17 protein-coding genes are annotated in these 17,878 nt (G+C 57.4%); 6 read left to right on the forward strand and 11 right to left on the reverse strand.

Going from position 1 to position 17,878, the window contains the following annotated elements:
- Positions 1 to 4: 4 nt before the first annotated feature.
- The 7 genes from ACR0LH_RS01005 to iscR form a co-directional block, all read right to left on the reverse strand.
- Complete coding sequence (locus tag ACR0LH_RS01005) at positions 5 to 562, reverse strand: YIP1 family protein (protein WP_480719296.1); 558 nt, start codon at positions 560 to 562, stop codon at positions 5 to 7.
- Positions 559 to 1,044 (reverse strand): YIP1 family protein, encoded by a 486-nt coding sequence (locus tag ACR0LH_RS01010; protein WP_170413083.1) that lies wholly within the window; start codon positions 1,042 to 1,044, stop codon positions 559 to 561. Before ACR0LH_RS01010 ends, ACR0LH_RS01005 begins: the two co-directional genes overlap by 4 nt.
- Positions 1,044 to 2,324 (reverse strand): SufB/SufD family protein, encoded by a 1,281-nt coding sequence (locus ACR0LH_RS01015; RefSeq protein ID WP_480719297.1) that lies wholly within the window; start codon positions 2,322 to 2,324, stop codon positions 1,044 to 1,046. The genes ACR0LH_RS01010 and ACR0LH_RS01015 overlap by 1 nt, the downstream gene beginning before the upstream one ends.
- On the reverse strand, positions 2,324 to 3,079 hold the full coding sequence (gene sufC / locus ACR0LH_RS01020) for a Fe-S cluster assembly ATPase SufC (RefSeq protein WP_170389278.1): 756 nt from the start codon (positions 3,077 to 3,079) through the stop codon (positions 2,324 to 2,326). The genes ACR0LH_RS01015 and sufC overlap by 1 nt, the downstream gene beginning before the upstream one ends.
- A gap of 75 nt (positions 3,080 to 3,154) precedes the next feature.
- A complete protein-coding gene (sufB, locus tag ACR0LH_RS01025; RefSeq protein ID WP_170413089.1) occupies positions 3,155 to 4,675 on the reverse strand; it encodes a Fe-S cluster assembly protein SufB in 1,521 nt (506 codons plus the stop codon).
- Between the two features lie 18 nt (positions 4,676 to 4,693).
- Positions 4,694 to 5,737, reverse strand: coding sequence for a cysteine desulfurase family protein (locus ACR0LH_RS01030; RefSeq protein ID WP_480719298.1), 1,044 nt, complete (start codon positions 5,735 to 5,737; stop codon positions 4,694 to 4,696).
- Positions 5,738 to 5,797: 60 nt separating this feature from the next.
- Entirely contained in the window at positions 5,798 to 6,256 is a 459-nt protein-coding gene (gene iscR / locus ACR0LH_RS01035) for a Fe-S cluster assembly transcriptional regulator IscR (protein WP_170485326.1), read from the reverse strand.
- 177 nt (positions 6,257 to 6,433) lie between these two features.
- On the opposite strand from iscR, the gene ACR0LH_RS01040 reads away from it, so the two are divergent.
- From ACR0LH_RS01040 to ACR0LH_RS01065, 6 genes are all read left to right on the forward strand, one after another.
- A complete protein-coding gene (locus ACR0LH_RS01040; RefSeq protein WP_170389274.1) occupies positions 6,434 to 7,087 on the forward strand; it encodes an alpha/beta hydrolase in 654 nt (217 codons plus the stop codon).
- Positions 7,087 to 7,332, forward strand: a complete 246-nt coding sequence (locus ACR0LH_RS01045) for a hypothetical protein (protein ID WP_170389273.1) — start codon at positions 7,087 to 7,089, stop codon at positions 7,330 to 7,332. Before ACR0LH_RS01040 ends, ACR0LH_RS01045 begins: the two co-directional genes overlap by 1 nt.
- A complete protein-coding gene (locus tag ACR0LH_RS01050; protein ID WP_480719299.1) occupies positions 7,329 to 8,486 on the forward strand; it encodes an HD domain-containing protein in 1,158 nt (385 codons plus the stop codon). Before ACR0LH_RS01045 ends, ACR0LH_RS01050 begins: the two co-directional genes overlap by 4 nt.
- Positions 8,487 to 8,864: 378 nt before the next feature.
- A complete protein-coding gene (locus tag ACR0LH_RS01055) occupies positions 8,865 to 9,200 on the forward strand; it encodes an SMR family transporter (RefSeq protein ID WP_170413098.1) in 336 nt (111 codons plus the stop codon).
- Between the two features lie 74 nt (positions 9,201 to 9,274).
- Entirely contained in the window at positions 9,275 to 11,092 is a 1,818-nt protein-coding gene (gene typA, locus ACR0LH_RS01060; protein WP_480719300.1) for a translational GTPase TypA, read from the forward strand.
- A gap of 434 nt (positions 11,093 to 11,526) precedes the next feature.
- Complete coding sequence (locus ACR0LH_RS01065; RefSeq protein WP_480719301.1) at positions 11,527 to 12,576, forward strand: hypothetical protein; 1,050 nt, start codon at positions 11,527 to 11,529, stop codon at positions 12,574 to 12,576.
- 119 nt (positions 12,577 to 12,695) lie between these two features.
- Here ACR0LH_RS01065 and ACR0LH_RS01070 read toward each other — a convergent pair whose 3' ends face one another.
- The 4 genes from ACR0LH_RS01070 to recA all read right to left on the reverse strand — a co-directional run bounded on the left by ACR0LH_RS01070 (position 12,696) and on the right by recA (position 17,845).
- A complete protein-coding gene (locus tag ACR0LH_RS01070) occupies positions 12,696 to 13,319 on the reverse strand; it encodes a transglutaminase-like cysteine peptidase (RefSeq protein WP_480719302.1) in 624 nt (207 codons plus the stop codon).
- A 363-nt stretch (positions 13,320 to 13,682) separates the two neighbouring features.
- Positions 13,683 to 13,970: a DUF1330 domain-containing protein gene (locus ACR0LH_RS01075; protein ID WP_170413111.1), complete on the reverse strand. Its 288-nt coding sequence runs from the start codon at positions 13,968 to 13,970 to the stop codon at positions 13,683 to 13,685.
- Position 13,971: 1 nt separating this feature from the next.
- Positions 13,972 to 16,641: an alanine--tRNA ligase gene (alaS, locus tag ACR0LH_RS01080; protein WP_480719303.1), complete on the reverse strand. Its 2,670-nt coding sequence runs from the start codon at positions 16,639 to 16,641 to the stop codon at positions 13,972 to 13,974.
- Positions 16,642 to 16,777: 136 nt separating this feature from the next.
- Positions 16,778 to 17,845, reverse strand: a complete 1,068-nt coding sequence (gene recA, locus ACR0LH_RS01085) for a recombinase RecA (RefSeq protein ID WP_170389266.1) — start codon at positions 17,843 to 17,845, stop codon at positions 16,778 to 16,780.
- Between the last annotated feature and the right edge of the window lie 33 nt (positions 17,846 to 17,878).

Genomic DNA, 17,878 nt, shown 5'->3' on the forward strand with positions numbered 1-17,878 from the left:
TTCCCTATACGGGGCTCAACACGAGGACAAAGGGCACGGCCACCAAAGCAGACAGCACAACTACCCCAAAGGATTTCAAGATTGACCCGAACTTATGCGCTTCGTTCAGGAAATGCAGTGTGACGTAAAGGCTGATTATCGCAGTCGCCAACAGAAACATGACCATCAGGAATGGCAGCACCAGCGACACCACAAGCGTAACCAGCAAAACGACGATTTGGAGGTACTGCAACCAGACCGTCAGGATCATGACGTCGTCAAACGAAGCAACGCCCCCCATTAGCCGCCCGATGAACAGAAATGCAGCGATGCTCAACAGCATTGCGCCTGCAGATCTGACAAGATTCATTAGCACAGGCTCGGGTGGCAAAACCGGTTCGCCTTCGGGAACCGGCACAAAGTGGTCGATACCAAGTTGGACAAGACCGTTCAGAACAACGGCCAGAAAAAAACCCAACCACAAAACCTCGCGACCCGGGCGCAGGGCCAACAGGTTGCGGGCCGCTTCTGCCGGGTTGGTTAACGTCAGCACCGCCAATTCGCTGAGCGACAAGCCCTTCATTCAGGATACCTCTGCGCTTGCCTTAAACCGGACAACCAGAACCACAGGAAGACTGCAACCCAAATTAGACCGACGACCGAAAGTGTCGGCCCCGGACCAATGAAGCCTGCGACCAGACCATTCAGCAATACCAACGGTGTTGACGACAAGAGCGCCCAAAACAACGCGACCCGCGCGCCATAAGCCGAACCTTTCCCACCAACCAAACGCGCCGCGCCGTAGGATATAAATGCAAGCAGGTAGAAAAAGAGAGGCAGGATAATCACCGTGCCCAAAAGCGCACCGCCCATGAGCATATTCAGCTCGAGCCCTTCCAGATGCGCGCGCCGGGACAAGCTGGGCAGTTGCGCAATGAAGGCCACGACACAGAACGCCATGACAAAGACCAACGCACGATCCTCACGTTGCCCCAGTTCGAGAAGCCGGCGCACGACACGGCCCGGCCCCCGATACGTGGCCACAATATCGGACGTTACTGGCATCAGCTATGCCGCGACAACCAGCCTTCCAGCCGGTCCACGATTGCCTGGGCCAGAGCCTCGTTCTCGATCTCGTCTACTGCCTCGGCCAGAAACGCCAACGTCAACATGTTGGTTGCGTCCTTGACCGGAACTCCACGCGAGCGCAGGTAGAAAAGGGCCGTCTCGTCGATCGCGCCCGAAGTCGAGCCATGCGAACACGCGACGTCGTCGGCGTAGATTTCAAGCTCGGGTTTAGCGAGAAACTGACTGTCATCGTCCAACAGCAACGATTGACTGATCTGATACCCGTCGGTCTTCTGCGCACCCTCTTTTACAAGGATTTTGCCCTGGAAAACGCCGGTTGCGCCATTGCGCAGCACCTTTTTGAACACCTGGCGGCTTTCGCAGTTCACAGCATCATGGGTGACAAAAACAGTGTCGTCGTGGTGGAAATCTCCATCACCAACACAAGCACCCGCCACATGCGCCACGGCGTCATCACCAGTCAGCTCGACCACTTGCTCGTTGCGTGTCAGCACGCCGTTCACGGTCAGAGTAAAGGACTTGTAGACCGACTCCTTGCCCAAGCGGGTAAACATATGGGTGGCCGCCCTGCGCTCATGGTCACGACCCTGCGCGCGAACATGGTGCAATGTGCCACTATCAGCGATGTCGATTTCCATGCATTTGTTGAAACGCGAGGCTGCTGGACCGTTTTCCAGAATCGTCACCTCTGCCCCGCTTTCAACGCGAATGACATGATGCAGCATTGCGTCCGAGGTTTCGGACGCATGGCGATAGACGAAACTGATCGGTTTGGATGGCTTTCCAGTCACGTGAATCGCAATGCCATCAGCAGCAAACGCGGTGTTCAGCGCAGCCAGAGGGCGCTGCACCGGAACCTGCCCGCGCGACTCAAGCACTCCGTACAGTTCTTTGGCCCAATGAATATCTTTGCAGCAGATATCTTCGATCCTGTCGATCGTGACACCTTCAAGGCTCAGATCGTCGGATTCCTCTGGGCTGAACACCCCGTCGACGAACACGATTTTCAAGCGATCCAGCTCATCAAACAGCATCGCCTCATCCGGGTGGAACAACGCCGCACGGGGTGCATCCGGTGATGTGAGTGTATCGGGGCGCGTGTATTTCCAATACTCATCGCGGCGACCGGGCAGACCCATTTCCAATACCCGCGCCAACGCGTCTTCGCGCGCGGCGCGCGTGCAACCTGCGTCGGGCATAACCAGATTGGCCAACCGCGCCTCGGTTGCGGTTTGTTTCACTTCGGGCAGCGCCATCAGTTCACCTCGGCCAGAATGTCAGCGTAACCGTTGTTTTCCACTTCAAGCGCCAGATCAGGACCGCCGGTTTTGACGATCTTGCCATCTGCCATAATGTGAACGACATCCGGTTTGATATGGTCCAGCAGGCGCTGGTAGTGAGTAATCACGAGGAAGCCGCGCCCCTCATTCCGCAGGGCGTTCACGCCTTCTGCGACCAGTTTCATCGCGTCGACGTCCAGACCCGAATCCGTTTCATCCAGGATGCACATCTTGGGTTCTAGCATCGCCATCTGAAGGATCTCGTTACGCTTTTTCTCACCGCCCGAGAAGCCGACATTAACGGGGCGTTTCAGCATGTCCGCGTCAATCTTCAGGGATTTCGCCTTGGCACGAACCTCTTTCAGAAAGTCAGCCGCCGACAGCTCATCCTCACCGCGCGCCTTGCGCTGCGCGTTCACAGCGGTGCGCAGGAAGGTCATGTTGCCTACACCGGGAATTTCAACCGGATATTGGAAGGCCAAAAAGACACCGGCAGCGGCGCGTTCCTCGGGCTCCATCTCCAAAAGGTCTTCACCATCCAGAGTTGCCGAGCCATCGGTGACTTCGTACCCGTCGCGGCCCGACAGCACATAGCTGAGCGTCGATTTACCCGAGCCGTTTGGCCCCATGATCGCGTGCACTTTTCCTGCCTCGACGGTCAGGTCGACGCCTTTGAGGATTTGCTTTTCTTCTTCCTCGAGTTTCACGTGCAGGTTTTTGATTTCCAGCATTTTTTGACCCTTTAGCGTATCGCAAGGGACCACCCGGCCCCGATATGTTCTGAATTCAAGAGAGAGAGTTCGGGATTACCCGACAGACCCTTCGAGGCTGATCGCAACAAGCTGCTGCGCTTCCATTGCAAACTCCATCGGCAATGCCTGCAGGACGTCCTTGCAGAACCCGTTGACGACCAGCGCCACGGCTTCTTCCTCATCCATGCCGCGCTGACGGCAATAGAACAGCTGATCGTCATCCACCTTCGATGTCGTCGCCTCGTGCTCAACACGGCTCGAGTTGTTCTTGACCTCGATATACGGCACAGTATGCGCCCCACATTTGTCGCCAATCAGCAGGCTGTCACACTGGGTGTAGTTCCGGCTGTTCTTGGCCTTGGGATGCATCGAGACCAGCCCACGGTACGTATTCTGCGCCTTACCCGCGCTGATGCCCTTGGACACGATCCGCGACTTGGTGTTCTTGCCAAGGTGAACCATCTTAGTGCCGGTATCGGCCTGCTGGTAGTTGTTCGTGATCGCGATCGAATAGAACTCACCCTGGCTTTCCTCACCGCGCAGGATGCAGGACGGGTATTTCCATGTCACGGCCGAACCGGTCTCAACCTGCGTCCACATCACCTTGGACCGGTCGCCCCGGCAATCGGCGCGTTTGGTCACAAAGTTGTAGATACCGCCCTTGCCATTCTCATCCCCGGGGAACCAGTTCTGAACGGTCGAGTATTTCACCTCAGCGTCTTCTTCGATGATGATCTCGACCACAGCGGCATGCAGTTGCGCAGTATCGCGCTGGGGTGCGGTGCAGCCCTCAAGGTAAGACACATACGAACCCTTGTCGGCGATGATCAGAGTGCGCTCAAACTGACCGGTGTTTTCCGCGTTGATGCGGAAATAGGTGCTCAGCTCCATCGGGCAGCGCACACCCGGCGGGATGTAAACGAACGATCCATCCGAGAACACGGCCGAGTTCAGCGTGGCATAGAAGTTGTCCGAGACCGGAACCACCGACCCAAGGTATTTTTTGACCAGTTCTGGATGTTCACGGATCGCCTCGGAAATCGAGCAGAAGATCACACCGGCCTTCTTCAATTCAGCCTGGAAAGTCGTGCCGACTGAGACCGAGTCAAACACGGCATCCACAGCGACTTTGCGGCCTTCGGCGGGCGCATCTTCGGCCCCCTCGACGCCTGCCAGAATCATCTGCTCTTTCAGCGGAATGCCCAGCTTTTCATAAGTGGCCAGCAGTTTCGGGTCGACCTCGTCCAAGGACTTCGGCTTTTCTTCCATCGACTTGGGACGGGCATAATAATACTGGTCCTGAAAGTCGATCTTAGGATAGTTGACCATCGCCCAGTTCGGCTCTTCAATCTGGGTCCAGCGCTCGAACGCGGCCAGACGCCATTCGGTCATCCACTCGGGCTCTTCGTTCTTTTCCGAGATCAGACGGACGATATCCGGGTTCACGCCCTTGGGCGCATATTCCATCTCGATATCGGTATCCCAACCGTATTTATAGGTTCCGACCTCACGCACCGCATCCACGGTTTCCTGATCGACACCTTCTTTTACCTGGGTCTGGTCCAAAGCGGCCATAAGACACCCTCCGTCAGATCACGCGGCACGCGCGCGATGCTTTTTCTCTTTTTCCAGCCACGTTTCCGCGAAACGCAGCACATCTTCTTCACTCGTATGAGGGCCAAGCGATACGCGAATTGCGCTGGCCGCCGTTGCCTCATCAAATCCCATTGCAGTCAAAACCGCGCTTGCCCGAACTTTGCCGCTGGAACAGGCCGAGCCCGCGCTAACCGCAAATCCTGCCAAATCCATCTGCATGACCTGAGTTTCGCCTTTCCAACCAGGAGTCGCGAAACAAAGGGTATTGGGCAGGCGCTCCTGACCTTTTCCGACAAAAATAGTAGATTTAGAACCAGCCTCAAGGGTCTTTTCTAGAATATTTCTAAATTCTTTGACCCGCTCCCAAACACCATTGGCCAAATCGCGCGCGGCGGCCTCGGCCGCAGCGCCAAACCCGGCGATTCCAATGACGTTTTCCGTTCCCGAGCGACGCCCCATTTCCTGTCCGCCGCCCTTTATCCGCGCAGGCAAATCAGTACCCCGCTTCATCACGACGGCACCGATTCCTTTTGGCCCACCTAGTTTGTGCGCCGAAATCAGCGCCATTTGCGTGTCCAACCAGTTGAATGCGACAGGCAACTTGCCGAAAGCCTGAGTCGCATCCGTGACCGCCAGTCCCGCTGGTAACGACTGAATGATCCCCGTTTCCGAGTTCGCAAGTTGAAGTGTTGATTTCTGAGGGGCCGGGACTTCGACCAGACCGCTTTCTGATACAGCCAGATCTTCCTCTATCCACGCTCGGACGGCGTCATGTTCGATGCCTGCTCCGCTCAGACCGCGACCCTCCAGTGCCAGCGCTGCGCCCTCTGTTGAACCCGAAGTGAAAACAATATCCGAACCGTCCGCACCAAACGCGGCCGCGATCTGTGCCCTCGCCCGTTCGACAAGAGCCTTGGCTGCGCGACCTTCCGCGTGCACCGATGATGGGTTCCCGCAAACCTCCATCGCGGCAATCATCGCTTCGCGCGCTTCGGGCCGCAGCGGAGAGGTCGCGTTGTGGTCAAGATAAACACGACTCATGGATACACCTTTGCCGAGCCAGCAAATCGTCCATTCGCCGCAATTACAGGAACCGCCATCTTATTCGTCCACAACCGCGAAAAGGCTCGGAACCGCGGGGCACGGGGCAAGATCGTTCTTTATGACATCTGAAAGCCGGGTCTGGTGCAAAAACACGTAGACATGAGCGCTCAGACCTTCCCACAAGCGATTGGTCAGGGATTGCGCACGGCTGCCGGATGAGGCGCCAGACGCTCCGGCCCCCTTTTGCATTGCATCAACCGTTTCATCAACTGCGGCCAGAATTTCGACAACGCGTATTTCTGCCGCTGGTCGGGAAAGCCGGTAGCCTCCGCCAGGACCACGAACCGACGAGACAAGATCGGCGCGGCGCAACTTGACGAACAGTTGTTCCAGATACGGCAAAGAAATATCTTGTCTTTCCGAGATTTCACCAAGTGTTACTAACCCGTTGGACGGCTGAAGCGCGATATCGGCCAATGCTACCATCGCGTAACGACCCTTGGTCGACAGCTTCATTGTCTTTCCCTCTTGGCAGGTTACACGCGAAAACATTGACGCCGCCGCTGCCAGTGCGTATCTCCGACTGACAGCGCCCACAAGCGCACATCACAATTAGAACCGTTCTAAGGTGCCCGACGATAACCGTCAAGTATATCCGGGCCCCCAGAAGAAAAAGACAGGACCGACGCACACATGCCCGAGGTGATTTTTCCCGGACCAGAAGGCCGCTTGGAAGGCCGTTACCACCCGCAAAAGGAAAAAGACGCACCGATCGCCATCGTGCTGCACCCGCATCCTCAATTCGGCGGGACCATGAACAACAAGGTGGTCTATAATCTTCACTATGCGTTCTACAACATGGGCTTCACCGTTCTGCGGTTCAACTTCCGTGGTGTGGGCCGCAGCCAAGGCGAATATGATCAGGGTGTTGGTGAGCTAAGCGATGCTGCCTCGGCTCTGGATTATCTGCAGTCGATGAACAACAACTCGAAACACTGTTGGGTTGCCGGTTTCTCGTTCGGTGCGTGGATTGGCATGCAACTGCTGATGCGCCGCCCCGAAATCACCGGCTTTATCAGCGTTTCGCCCCCGGCCAATATGTACGACTTCTCGTTCCTGGCCCCCTGCCCGTCGTCCGGCCTGATCATCAATGGCTCGGCAGACCGAGTCGCACCACCTGCGGACACGACAGCGCTGGTCAACAAGCTGCACGAGCAAAAGGGCATCACCATCACCCATAACGAGGTTGAGGGCGCTGACCACTTCTTCCAGGATCGCCACATGGACACTCTGATCACCGATGTCAGTGACTATGTGAAACGCCGACTAACCGAGACCACGCGCTGATGTCCGATTCCCTCAACACCCTCGCGGCGAAACTGGCCGAGGATACGTTGAAAGTCATGGACGAAACCGGTGAAGACCGTTTTTTTGTCGAGGTTGGTGAATTGCTTGGCGCATCCTCTCAAACGCTGGAGGAGGCGTTTCTGACCGAGATTCGGGTGCGGCTGGCGGAACGCAAGGCACGTCAGTTTGTGATTCAACGTCTGTCGGAACATCGCAAGAAAATAAAGGCGATTGAAAAACAATGACTGAGAGACTGTCCGCGCAAGTCCAATTCCTTAAATGCGCGGACAAACTGAAATCGGTTGATCGCGCCAACGCCTTGTTGGATCAGTCCCGCCCGGAAAATGCGGCAGAGCATAGCTGGCAACTGGCTCTTTGGGCCTTGGTCATGGAGCCCTTGGCTGGTGATGACGTCAATATAGACCGAGTCATCCGTATGCTTTTGCTGCATGATCTGGTCGAGATCATCGTAGGAGATCACCCGATCCACCTTGCGACGGATTGGCAGGCCGTTGAACGCGCGGAACGCGCGGCGGCGGCAGAGTTATTCGGGCTGCTCCCGGACGACCAATCGCAGGAATTCCTGTCGCTATGGCAAGAGTTTGAGGCGGACTCATCTGCCGACGCCCGGTTCGCCAAAATCCTCGACCGGTGCCAGCCCATGTTCCAGGTGCTGTGTGCGCCTGACCCGCGTTCTGATCACTTGGATGTTGTCCGCGACAACCTGAGCGGCGGACGTGCAGCTTATCTGGAAACTGACTTCCCCGACGCGTTCCGGCTTGCCCGTGCGATGCTTGAAAAAACGGCTAGCCAAGACACGCCGTTCGCTAGGCGTCTTCCTTTTCTGGCCGAATCCGACCAGCTCAAATCCGTTTCACGGGCATCACGGCTTTTGTCTGGCACGCGGTTCGAGAACTCCGCCGAGCACTCATGGCATATCATGCTGTTTGCGTGGGTATTATCCGAGTATGCCGACCCGAATGTTTCAATCCACCGCGTCCTCAAAATGCTTTTGCTGCATGACATCGTCGAAATAGATGCCGGAGATCACCCGATTCACGGCCATGTTGACCATGCCGCACAAGAAGCCGAGGAACAGGCTGCGGCGACCCGATTGTTCGGACTGCTCCCGTCGGACCAGGATCAAATGTTTTACTCGCTTTGGCAGGAGTTCGAGGCCGCTGAAACGCCTGATGCGCGTTTTGCCAAGGCGATTGACCGGTTTCAGACACCGATCGGAAACCTAGAAACCGGTGGCGGCTCATGGGTGGACTATAACGTGACCTTTACCCAAATCGAAACGCGTGTTGGCACACCTATCTCACGGGGTGCCCCGCGGCTGTGGTCATGGCTGCGGCCGCAGTTGGACCGGTATTTCTCGGAAAACCTGAGCCACTGACGAAAAAAAGGGGCTGCAACGCCCCTTTTTTCCCGCAAACGGCAGACGCTAGGTTTCAGTACCACTCAACCATTCAACATTCCTGGCCACACTATTCTTGACGGACCCCCCGTCAGCTAGCCACCCCAGCGCCACAATCAAAGCCGATACAGCGATGACGGAAATTGCAAACTTCGTCATAAAAATACTCGCAAAATAAAACTAACAAACATGGGTCTAGTGCCACATATTTTCTTTAATAAACAGTAAGGTAAACCAGACCCTCACCGCGTCACATTCCGCCGGCGGAGGCAAGATTGCCGGTCTTGCAAAAACCTCTTGCAGTGGCGCAAAGTTCCGTGCTCAACAAAGTGACTTACAATCGACGCGAGACCTGCCGTGCCCAAAGCGTATTTGATTCTACTTCTGGCAGTTATTGCTGAGACTGTTGGCACGACTTCCTTGCAAGCCAGCCAGCAATTCAGCCGATTCTGGCCATCAGTGCTTGTCGTTGTGTCTTACGGCATCGCCTTCTACCTACTGGGTCTGACGCTGAAATACATGCCCGTTGGAATCGTCTATGCGATCTGGTCCGGCCTTGGCATTTTTCTGATCGCGATCATCGGGTTCATCGTTTTTGGGCAAAGGTTGGACTGGCCAGCCGTTCTTGGCCTGACCATGATCCTGACTGGAATCCTTGTCATTCACCTGTTTTCAAAGACCGCAGGCCACTGACCGCCGGTTAGGGCTGGTCTATTTGGTCAATCCGCGTTATGCGCGCGGCAACTTCCCGTTCAAAGGCTGACCTCATGGACCTGCGCAATATCGCAATCATCGCTCACGTGGACCACGGCAAGACGACCCTGGTGGATGAGCTGCTTAAACAATCCGGCGCGTTCCGGGAAAATCAGGCCGTGGCGGAACGCGCCATGGACAGCAACGATCTTGAGCGCGAGCGCGGGATCACCATCCTCGCCAAGGCCACCAGCGTCGAGTGGAAGGGCACGCGGATCAACATCGTCGACACCCCCGGCCACGCCGATTTCGGTGGTGAGGTCGAGCGGATCCTCAGCATGGTGGACGGAGTGGTCCTGCTGGTCGATGCCGCCGAAGGCCCGATGCCGCAGACCAAGTTCGTGACCTCCAAGGCGCTGGCACTGGGCCTGCGCCCGATCGTCGTTCTGAATAAGGTCGACAAACCCGACGCTGAACCCGACCGGGCACTGGACGAGTGTTTCGACCTGTTCGCCAATCTCGGAGCCGACGACGACCAGTTGGATTTCCCTGCCATGTACGCCTCGGGCCGGTCCGGTTGGGCGGATATGGAGCTGGACGGTCCGCGCAAGGACCTGACCGCGCTGTTCGACCTGATTGTCGACCACGTCCCTGCCCCCAAACAGGCAGACAAGAAAGACGAGCCGTTCCGTATGCTCGCAACCACGCTGGGCAGCGACCCGTTCATCGGCCGCATCCTAACCGGCCGAGTTGAAAGCGGCACGCTGAAAGCCGGGGACAGCCTTAAGGCGTTGTCGCGCGACGGTACGCTGATCGAAAACTTCCGCGCCTCGAAAATCCTCGCGTTCCGCGGCCTGGCGCAACAACCCATCGACGTGGCCGAAGCTGGTGACATCGTTACCATTGCAGGGATGAGCAAGGCGACCGTTGCGGATTCGCTAGTTTCCCCGCAGGTGGAAGAAGCGCTGCCTGCGCAACCGATCGACCCGCCGACCATCACCGTGACCTTTGGTATCAACGACTCGCCTCTGGCCGGTCGCGACGGCAAAAAGGTCCAATCCCGCGTCATCCGAGACCGCCTGATGAAAGAGGCCGAATCAAACGTCGCCATCCGCATCACCGACACCCCCGGCGGCGAAGCCTTCGAGGTCGCAGGCCGTGGCGAATTGCAGATGGGCGTTCTGATCGAAAACATGCGCCGCGAAGGGTTCGAGCTCAGCATCTCGCGCCCGCAGGTCCTGTTCCGCGAGGAAGACGGCCAGCGCATGGAACCCATCGAAGAAGTCACCATTGACGTCGACGACGAGTTCTCGGGCGCGGTGATCGAAAAAGTCACCGGCGCGCGCAAGGGTGAGTTGGTTGAAATGCGCCCCGCAGGTGCCGGGAAGACCCGCATCATCGCGCATGTACCGTCACGGGGTCTGATTGGCTATCACGGCGAATTCCTGACCGATACACGCGGCACCGGCGTTCTGAACCGCGTTTTCTACGGTTGGGCCGCACATAAGGGGCCAATTCCGGGTCGTCGCGCAGGCGTTCTGATCTCGATGGAGAACGGACAAGCCGTGGCCTATGCCCTGTGGAACCTCGAGGAGCGCGGTCGCATGTTCGTGGCCCCGCAAACCGATGTCTATCAGGGCATGGTCATCGGTGAGCATTCCCGCGACAACGATCTGGAAGTAAACCCGCTGAAGGGCAAAAAGCTGACCAACGTGCGCGCCAGTGGCTCGGACGATGCAGTTCGTCTGACGCCGCATGTTCAGTTCTCGCTGGAAGAAGCGATTGCCTATATCGATGATGATGAGCTGGTCGAGGTTACTCCAAACGCCATTCGGCTGCGCAAACGCTACCTCGATCCGCACGAGCGTAAGCGCATGGCGAAGTCTGCATAAAGAGAAAAGCGACGCAGTTCACTCACGGGAAACAATATTGCGCCCGTGACATTTTTGCGCCCCGAAATGGGATAATCGCATTAACAAAGCCCACCAAAGAGGTGGGCTTTTTATTTGTTTTTAATAATCTTTCTACCTAAGCGTGAATTAATTTTTGTTTTCTTTCACCCACACATCTTGAAAATGTGGCGAGGGATGGATGTATTTGTGGCCAAAGTGTGTCACCACTGTGTCAAACAGTGACGTGTTAAAGAGTTTAAAGGAGTGGCGCTATGCGCGTAAAATCCCGTTTGTTATCTATTGTATTCGTTTCTGCGACATTTCCATTTGCGACAGTAGGCGCAGCCCAAGCATCTGAAATGTGTACGGTCAGTACCGCACGGCAATCTGTGTCGACGGAAACTCTTTGTAATTGCCAAGTCGTGGACGCGCGCATGCTGCGCTATATCCAGCGCCGCCCAGACTTTGAGGACATCCTTGCACGTACATTGGAAAGCTGTCCTGCATTTGCTGCAGTATTGACTGACATTCCAACAGCGTCGATCGGCGTGTCACAGCGGTCCGGCGACGGATCGGCTAATGACGAAGGTCCACAGGTCGGATCCAATTCCTCTGGCGGTGGCAATGGCGGCGGATCTACCGGAGGCGGAGGCGTCACTCCAACCAGCGGCACCCCAGGTGGCGGCGCTCCTGGAGGGGGCGGTGACAGCGACGACGAAGGCGACGACGGTAACGGCGACGACAATGGCGACGACGGTAACGGTAACGGCGACGACAACGGTGACGGCGACGACAACGGCAATGGTAACGGTGACGGCGACGACAACGGCAATGGTAACGGCGGCGACAACGGCGATGGTAACGGCGGCGATAACGGTGACGGCGACGACAACGGCGATGGTAACGGCGGCGACAACGGTGACGGCGACGACAACGGCGATGGTAACGGCGGCGACAACGGTGACGGCGACGACAACGGCGATGGTAACGGCGGCGACAATGGCGACGGCGACGACAACGGCGATGGTAACGGCGGCGACAATGGCGACGGCGACGACAACGGAAACGGCAACGGCGACGGCGACGACAACGGCGATGGTAACGGCGGCGACAATGGCGACGGCGACGGCGACGACAACGGCGACGGCGACGACAACGGCGATGGTAACGGCGGCGACAATGGCGACGGCGACGACAACGGAAACGGCAACGGCGGCGGAAACGGCAATAACCGTTCCGGACAGGGCGACGACACCAACCCTGGTGGCCAAACCAACAATACGTCGGGCACACTTAACCCCGGCGGTGGCGGCACTGGCGGAAACGGGAACGGCGGGAATAACAACGGAAATAATGGGAACGGCAATGGCTACGGCGGGAATAACAACGTTGATATTTTCGGCGGGAACGGCCAGGGCGGTAGCAACCGTAACGGCGGCGGAGGCAACTCGCGCGGTGCGGGCCTAGGCGGCGTGTTCGACTGATCCAAGGTTCAGGCAGCCGCAGAGGTTGCTGCTACATTCCTGAAAACACCAAAGGGCGACCTCCAAGTCGCCCTTTTTTCTTTAGATCAAGACATCAACATGTGCGTTGAGTTACCTGATCAGCTTCGACCGTAAACACCGACCCAGCCGCTTGGTTTTCGCGGATCCTGCATCCTCAGAAACAGATAGCGTGTCGCCGACCACGGTTTTATTCGGTTGGTCAAATTGTCCAACACCAAGTCGCCACCGGCCGAACGATAAACCAACACGGCATGGGCTTGTCTTTGCCTATCCAAAACAGTCGCAATCAAAAGCTTGCTGGGGTCGATGCCAGCTCGGATCAGGTCCCTTTTCTTCAACAGGGCAAAATCTTCGCAGTCTCCACCTCGCGAGGTCGGCAAAGCCCACCGTTCAACCGTTCTGTATTGCGTCTGGTCCGCGACCTCTCGCGTTGTCGCATTGACTTGTCGATTGACACGTTTGACGATCTGCATCTCTTGCTGGTTCGTCAATGAAATTGACGATTTATTAGAGCACGCCCACGCATATTGTCTGCACAATTGCCGCGCCCCCGCCGGTGGAGGTGATGCGACCACAGCCCGAATAAAGCTTCCTTCACTCGCGGTGACGCTGGACGCACTAAACATTGACGCGCAGGCCAATGCGGAAACCCCAAAGAACCGTCCAATCGCCAAGGCAGTTTTCCCCGCTAAAGCCCTGCGTACGATGCCAATCGATTTCATGCCTGTCCCTCGATCATTGTCTCTCCGAGCGATTGCCGACAGAGGGGACCGTATTCCGATTTCCGAAACTATCGGTAAACGGGCACTCCTGTGCAATCAGACGCGAACGTGCGAGGAAAAAGAGGCGGAATTTCGTTACTCAATATGACCATTTCAGGCAAGAAATGCGCGAACTCGGCCACAATTATGGCGCGGGAATTCAGCGGCAGCGGGCGCGTTCTCAGCCAAGTCTTTGAAAAAACTAAATTCGCGGGAGGAAAGTCCAAACGCAGAAACGGCCACAATTACTTTTTTGGACGTTGGCTGAATTCCGCGCATGAGATCGGCTGCCGGGTAAATCGCAACCCGGCAACCAAATTGATTCTACTCGGTGAGCTCGACAACCACCAGTTCACGCTCGCTTGCACCCCGCGCGTGATCCAGGGCCTCTTGATACTCGGGCGAGTTATAGCACTCGACCGCGGCCTCGACGGAAGGAAAGCGGGCAACCACGTTCCGCGGCCGTTCTTTCCCTTCAAGCTGCACGTATCGCGCTGCGCGCGCGATGAACTCGCCACCATGCTTGGCAATCGCGGGGCCAGCCAACTCAGCGTATTTCCCGTAAGCCTCGGCGTCCGTCACAGTGACATGCGCAATCCAAAGAGCGGTCATCTTATCCTCCTAGTATATTTTCGGCGGCCTTGATTGCCGCATCGGAATTCGAGGCGTCCTTGCCACCGCCCTGCGCCATGTCTGGGCGACCGCCGCCGCCCTTGCCGCCCAGCTCGGCGACTGCTGCACGCACCAGATCGACGGCGGACACTTTGTCCGTCAGATCCTGCGTTACACCGGCAGCGACGGCCGCCTTGCCGCCCGTATCCGCAATCAACAAAACGGCGCCTGTTCCCAATCGACTTTTGTGCTCGTCGATAAGAGCAGGCAGATCCTTACCTGAAACTCCGGTCAGTGCCTGCGCAAGGAACTGGACCCCGTTCACGTCTTTGGCCTCGGCTCCGCCCTGCCCGCTGCCGCCGGCCATCGCCAAATCGCGGCGTAGCTGCGCGACCTCGTTTTGAAGTGTCTTACGTTCGTCCAGCAAAGCCTTGACGCGACTGACAACATCATCCGGTTGCGCCTTGAGCTCCAAAGCGATCTGCCCAAGACGCTGATCTTGAGCTGTCAGATGCTTGAACGCCTCATCCCCAGTCAACGCCTCGATCCGACGCACACCGGCACTACTTGCGCTGTCGCCCAGTACGACGAACGTACCAATATCTCCGGTCTGACGGACATGGGTGCCCCCACAGAGTTCAATCGACCAGGTCTCACCATCCTGTCCTTTTCCAGTCGGTGCCTTGCCCATCGAAACGACGCGAACTTCATCGCCGTATTTTTCGCCAAACAGCGCCTGCGCGCCCAGTTCGCGCGCATCGTCTGGCGTCATGATCCGGGTTTCAACGGTCGAGTTCTGACGGATAAAGGCATTCACCTCACGTTCGACTTTTTGCAATTCCTCGGTGCTCAGCGCCTTGGAATGGCTGAAATCGAACCGCAACCGATCGGACGCATTCAGCGATCCGCGCTGCGCCACGTGATCACCCAGCGTTTCGCGCAGCGCCTCGTGCAGCAGGTGCGTGGCCGAGTGATTGGCCCGGATCGCGCTGCGGCGGGTGTGGTCGACCGCAAGCTCGACGCCGTCGCCTTTGGACAGGCTGCCTTGGCTTACCGTCACCTTATGCGCATAGACTTTACCTTCGGCAAATTTGCGCGTGTCTTCAACCTGCGCCACATCCTGCATATTCTCAAGCCGCCGAATTTCGCCGGTATCGCCGACCTGACCACCGGCTTCGCCATAGAATGGGGTTTGGTTCACGATGACCCAACCAGTGCCGCCCTGCTCGATGGTGTCAACCAACGCGCCGTCCACGACCAGAGCAGCAACCTGCCCTTCGGCCTTTTCAGTGTCATAGCCCAGAAAGTCAGTGGCCCCGGCGTTGTCCAGAACGTCAAACCAAACCGCCTGATCCGCCGCCTCGCCGGACCCAGCCCAGGCAGCCCGCGCTTTGGCCTTTTGTTCAGCCATGGCTTCGTCGAACCCATCGGTATCCACCGTCCGGCCTTTTTCACGCAATGCGTCCTGCGTCAGGTCCAGCGGGAAGCCATAAGTGTCATAGAGTTTAAACGCCGCATCACCGGGCAAAGCAGCCCCTTCGGGCAATCCCGCGACTTCGTCGTCCAGCAGTTTCAAACCACGATCGAGGGTCTGTTTGAACCGGGTTTCCTCCAGCAGCAGCGTCTCCTCGATCAGAGCCTGCGCCTGTCCCAGTTCCGTATACTGCGCACCCATCAACTGCACCAGCGAGGGCACAAGGCGGTGCATCACCGGATCTTTCGCACCCAGCAGGTGCGCGTGGCGCATCGCGCGGCGCATAATGCGGCGCAGGACGTAGCCGCGCCCGTCATTGCTGGGCATCACGCCATCGGCAATCAGGAACGAGGTCGAACGCAAGTGATCCGCAATCACGCGGTGATGCACGTTCTGGTCGCCATAAGGATCAACGCCGGTCGCCTCGGCCGACGCCTCAATCAACGTTTTGAACAGGTCGGTGTCATAGTTGTCATGGCTGCCCTGCAGCAATGCGCCGATCCGTTCCAGCCCCATGCCGGTGTCGATGGATTGCATGTCCAATTCCACCATCGAGCCGTCCTCGAACTGCTCGTTCTGCATGAAAACGATGTTCCAGATTTCGATGAACCGGTCGCCATCTTCCTCGGCCGAACCCGGAGGGCCGCCCCAGATGTGATCGCCGTGGTCATAGAAAATCTCGGTGCACGGACCACACGGCCCGGTCGGACCCATCTGCCAGAAGTTGTCACTGGTGGCGATGCGGATGATCCGGTCTTCGGGAACGCCGACCTTCTTCCAAATCTCGAACGCCTCGTCATCGGTGTGGTAAACCGTTGTCAGAAGGCGGTTTTTGTCGATACCGAATTCCTTGGTGATCAGCTCCCACGCGAAGGGGATCGCGTCATGTTTGAAGTAGTCCCCGAACGAGAAGTTCCCCAACATTTCAAAGAATGTGTGGTGCCGCGCGGTGTAACCCACATTGTCCAGATCGTTATGCTTGCCACCTGCACGCACGCATTTCTGCGCCGTCGTCGCGCGCTGATAATCGCGGGTTTCGACGCCGGTAAAGAGGTTCTTGAACTGCACCATGCCCGAGTTCACGAACATCAGCGTCGGGTCATTGCGGGGCACCAGAGGGCTGGACGCCACCACTTCGTGCCCTTGTTTGGCAAAGTAGTTCAGAAAGGTCGATCGGATATCGTTCAGCGTGGGCATAAGGCTCTCTCAGCGCGCAATCATCTTGTTCCAGATGGGTTTATCCCCGTCCCTTGGGATAGTCCACAGGATTGGAGGCCCAAACGAAACAAGGCGGCCCCAAAGGACCGCCCGTCTGTTAGAATTATGGGTAAGATCAGGCCTCGAGAATATCGTCATCCTCGGCCGCGCCTGGCGGCATGTCGAAATCCAGCCCGTGCGCGGCCCGGATTTTATCCTCGATATCAAACGCAATCCGGCTGTTGTCTCGCAGGTACTGCTTGGCATTCTCACGCCCCTGCCCGATCCGCTCATCACCATAGCTGAACCACGAGCCGGATTTCTCAACCACACCGGCCTTGACGCCCAGATCCAACAGTTCGCCCATCTTGCTGATGCCTTCGCCATACATGATGTCGAACTCCACCTGCTTGAACGGCGGCGCCACCTTGTTCTTGACGACTTTCACGCGGGTCTGGTTGCCGACAACCTCGTCGCGGTCCTTGATCGCCCCAATACGGCGAATGTCCAGACGGACCGAGCTGTAGAACTTCAGGGCGTTGCCCCCGGTGGTCGTTTCCGGGCTGCCGAACATAACGCCGATCTTCATCCGAATCTGGTTAATGAAGATCACCATGCAGTTCGAGCGGCTGATCGAGCCGGTCAGCTTGCGCATCGCCTGGCTCATCAAACGGGCCTGCACGCCGACATTGCTGTCGCCCATATCGCCTTCCAGTTCCGACTTCGGGGTCAGCGCAGCAACCGAGTCGACCACGACCATGTTCACCGCGCCGGACCGTACCAGCGTATCGGTGATCTCAAGCGCCTGTTCACCGGTGTCGGGCTGCGAGATCAGCAGTTCATCCAGATCAACACCCAGCTTGCGGGCATATTGCGGGTCCAGCGCGTGTTCCGCATCGACGAACGCACAGACACCGCCACGTTTCTGCTGCTCTGCGATGCAATGCAGCGTCAGTGTGGTTTTGCCCGAGCTTTCAGGTCCGTAAATCTCGACAATCCGACCCATCGGCAGACCACCGATTCCCAGCGCGATATCCAGCCCCAGAGAACCGGTCGAGCTGGCGTCGATATCCTGCTTGGCATCTTCGCCCAGCTTCATGATCGAGCCCTTACCGAACTGACGTTCGATCTGTGCCAGCGCGCTGTCGAGCGCCTTTTGCTTGTCTGCGTTTTTCTTGTCGCTCATGGTTAGAAGATCCGCCATTGTCCTGTCGCCTTCTCTTTTGTCACACCCTTG

This window comes from Ruegeria sp. CL6 (assembly GCF_056536465.1).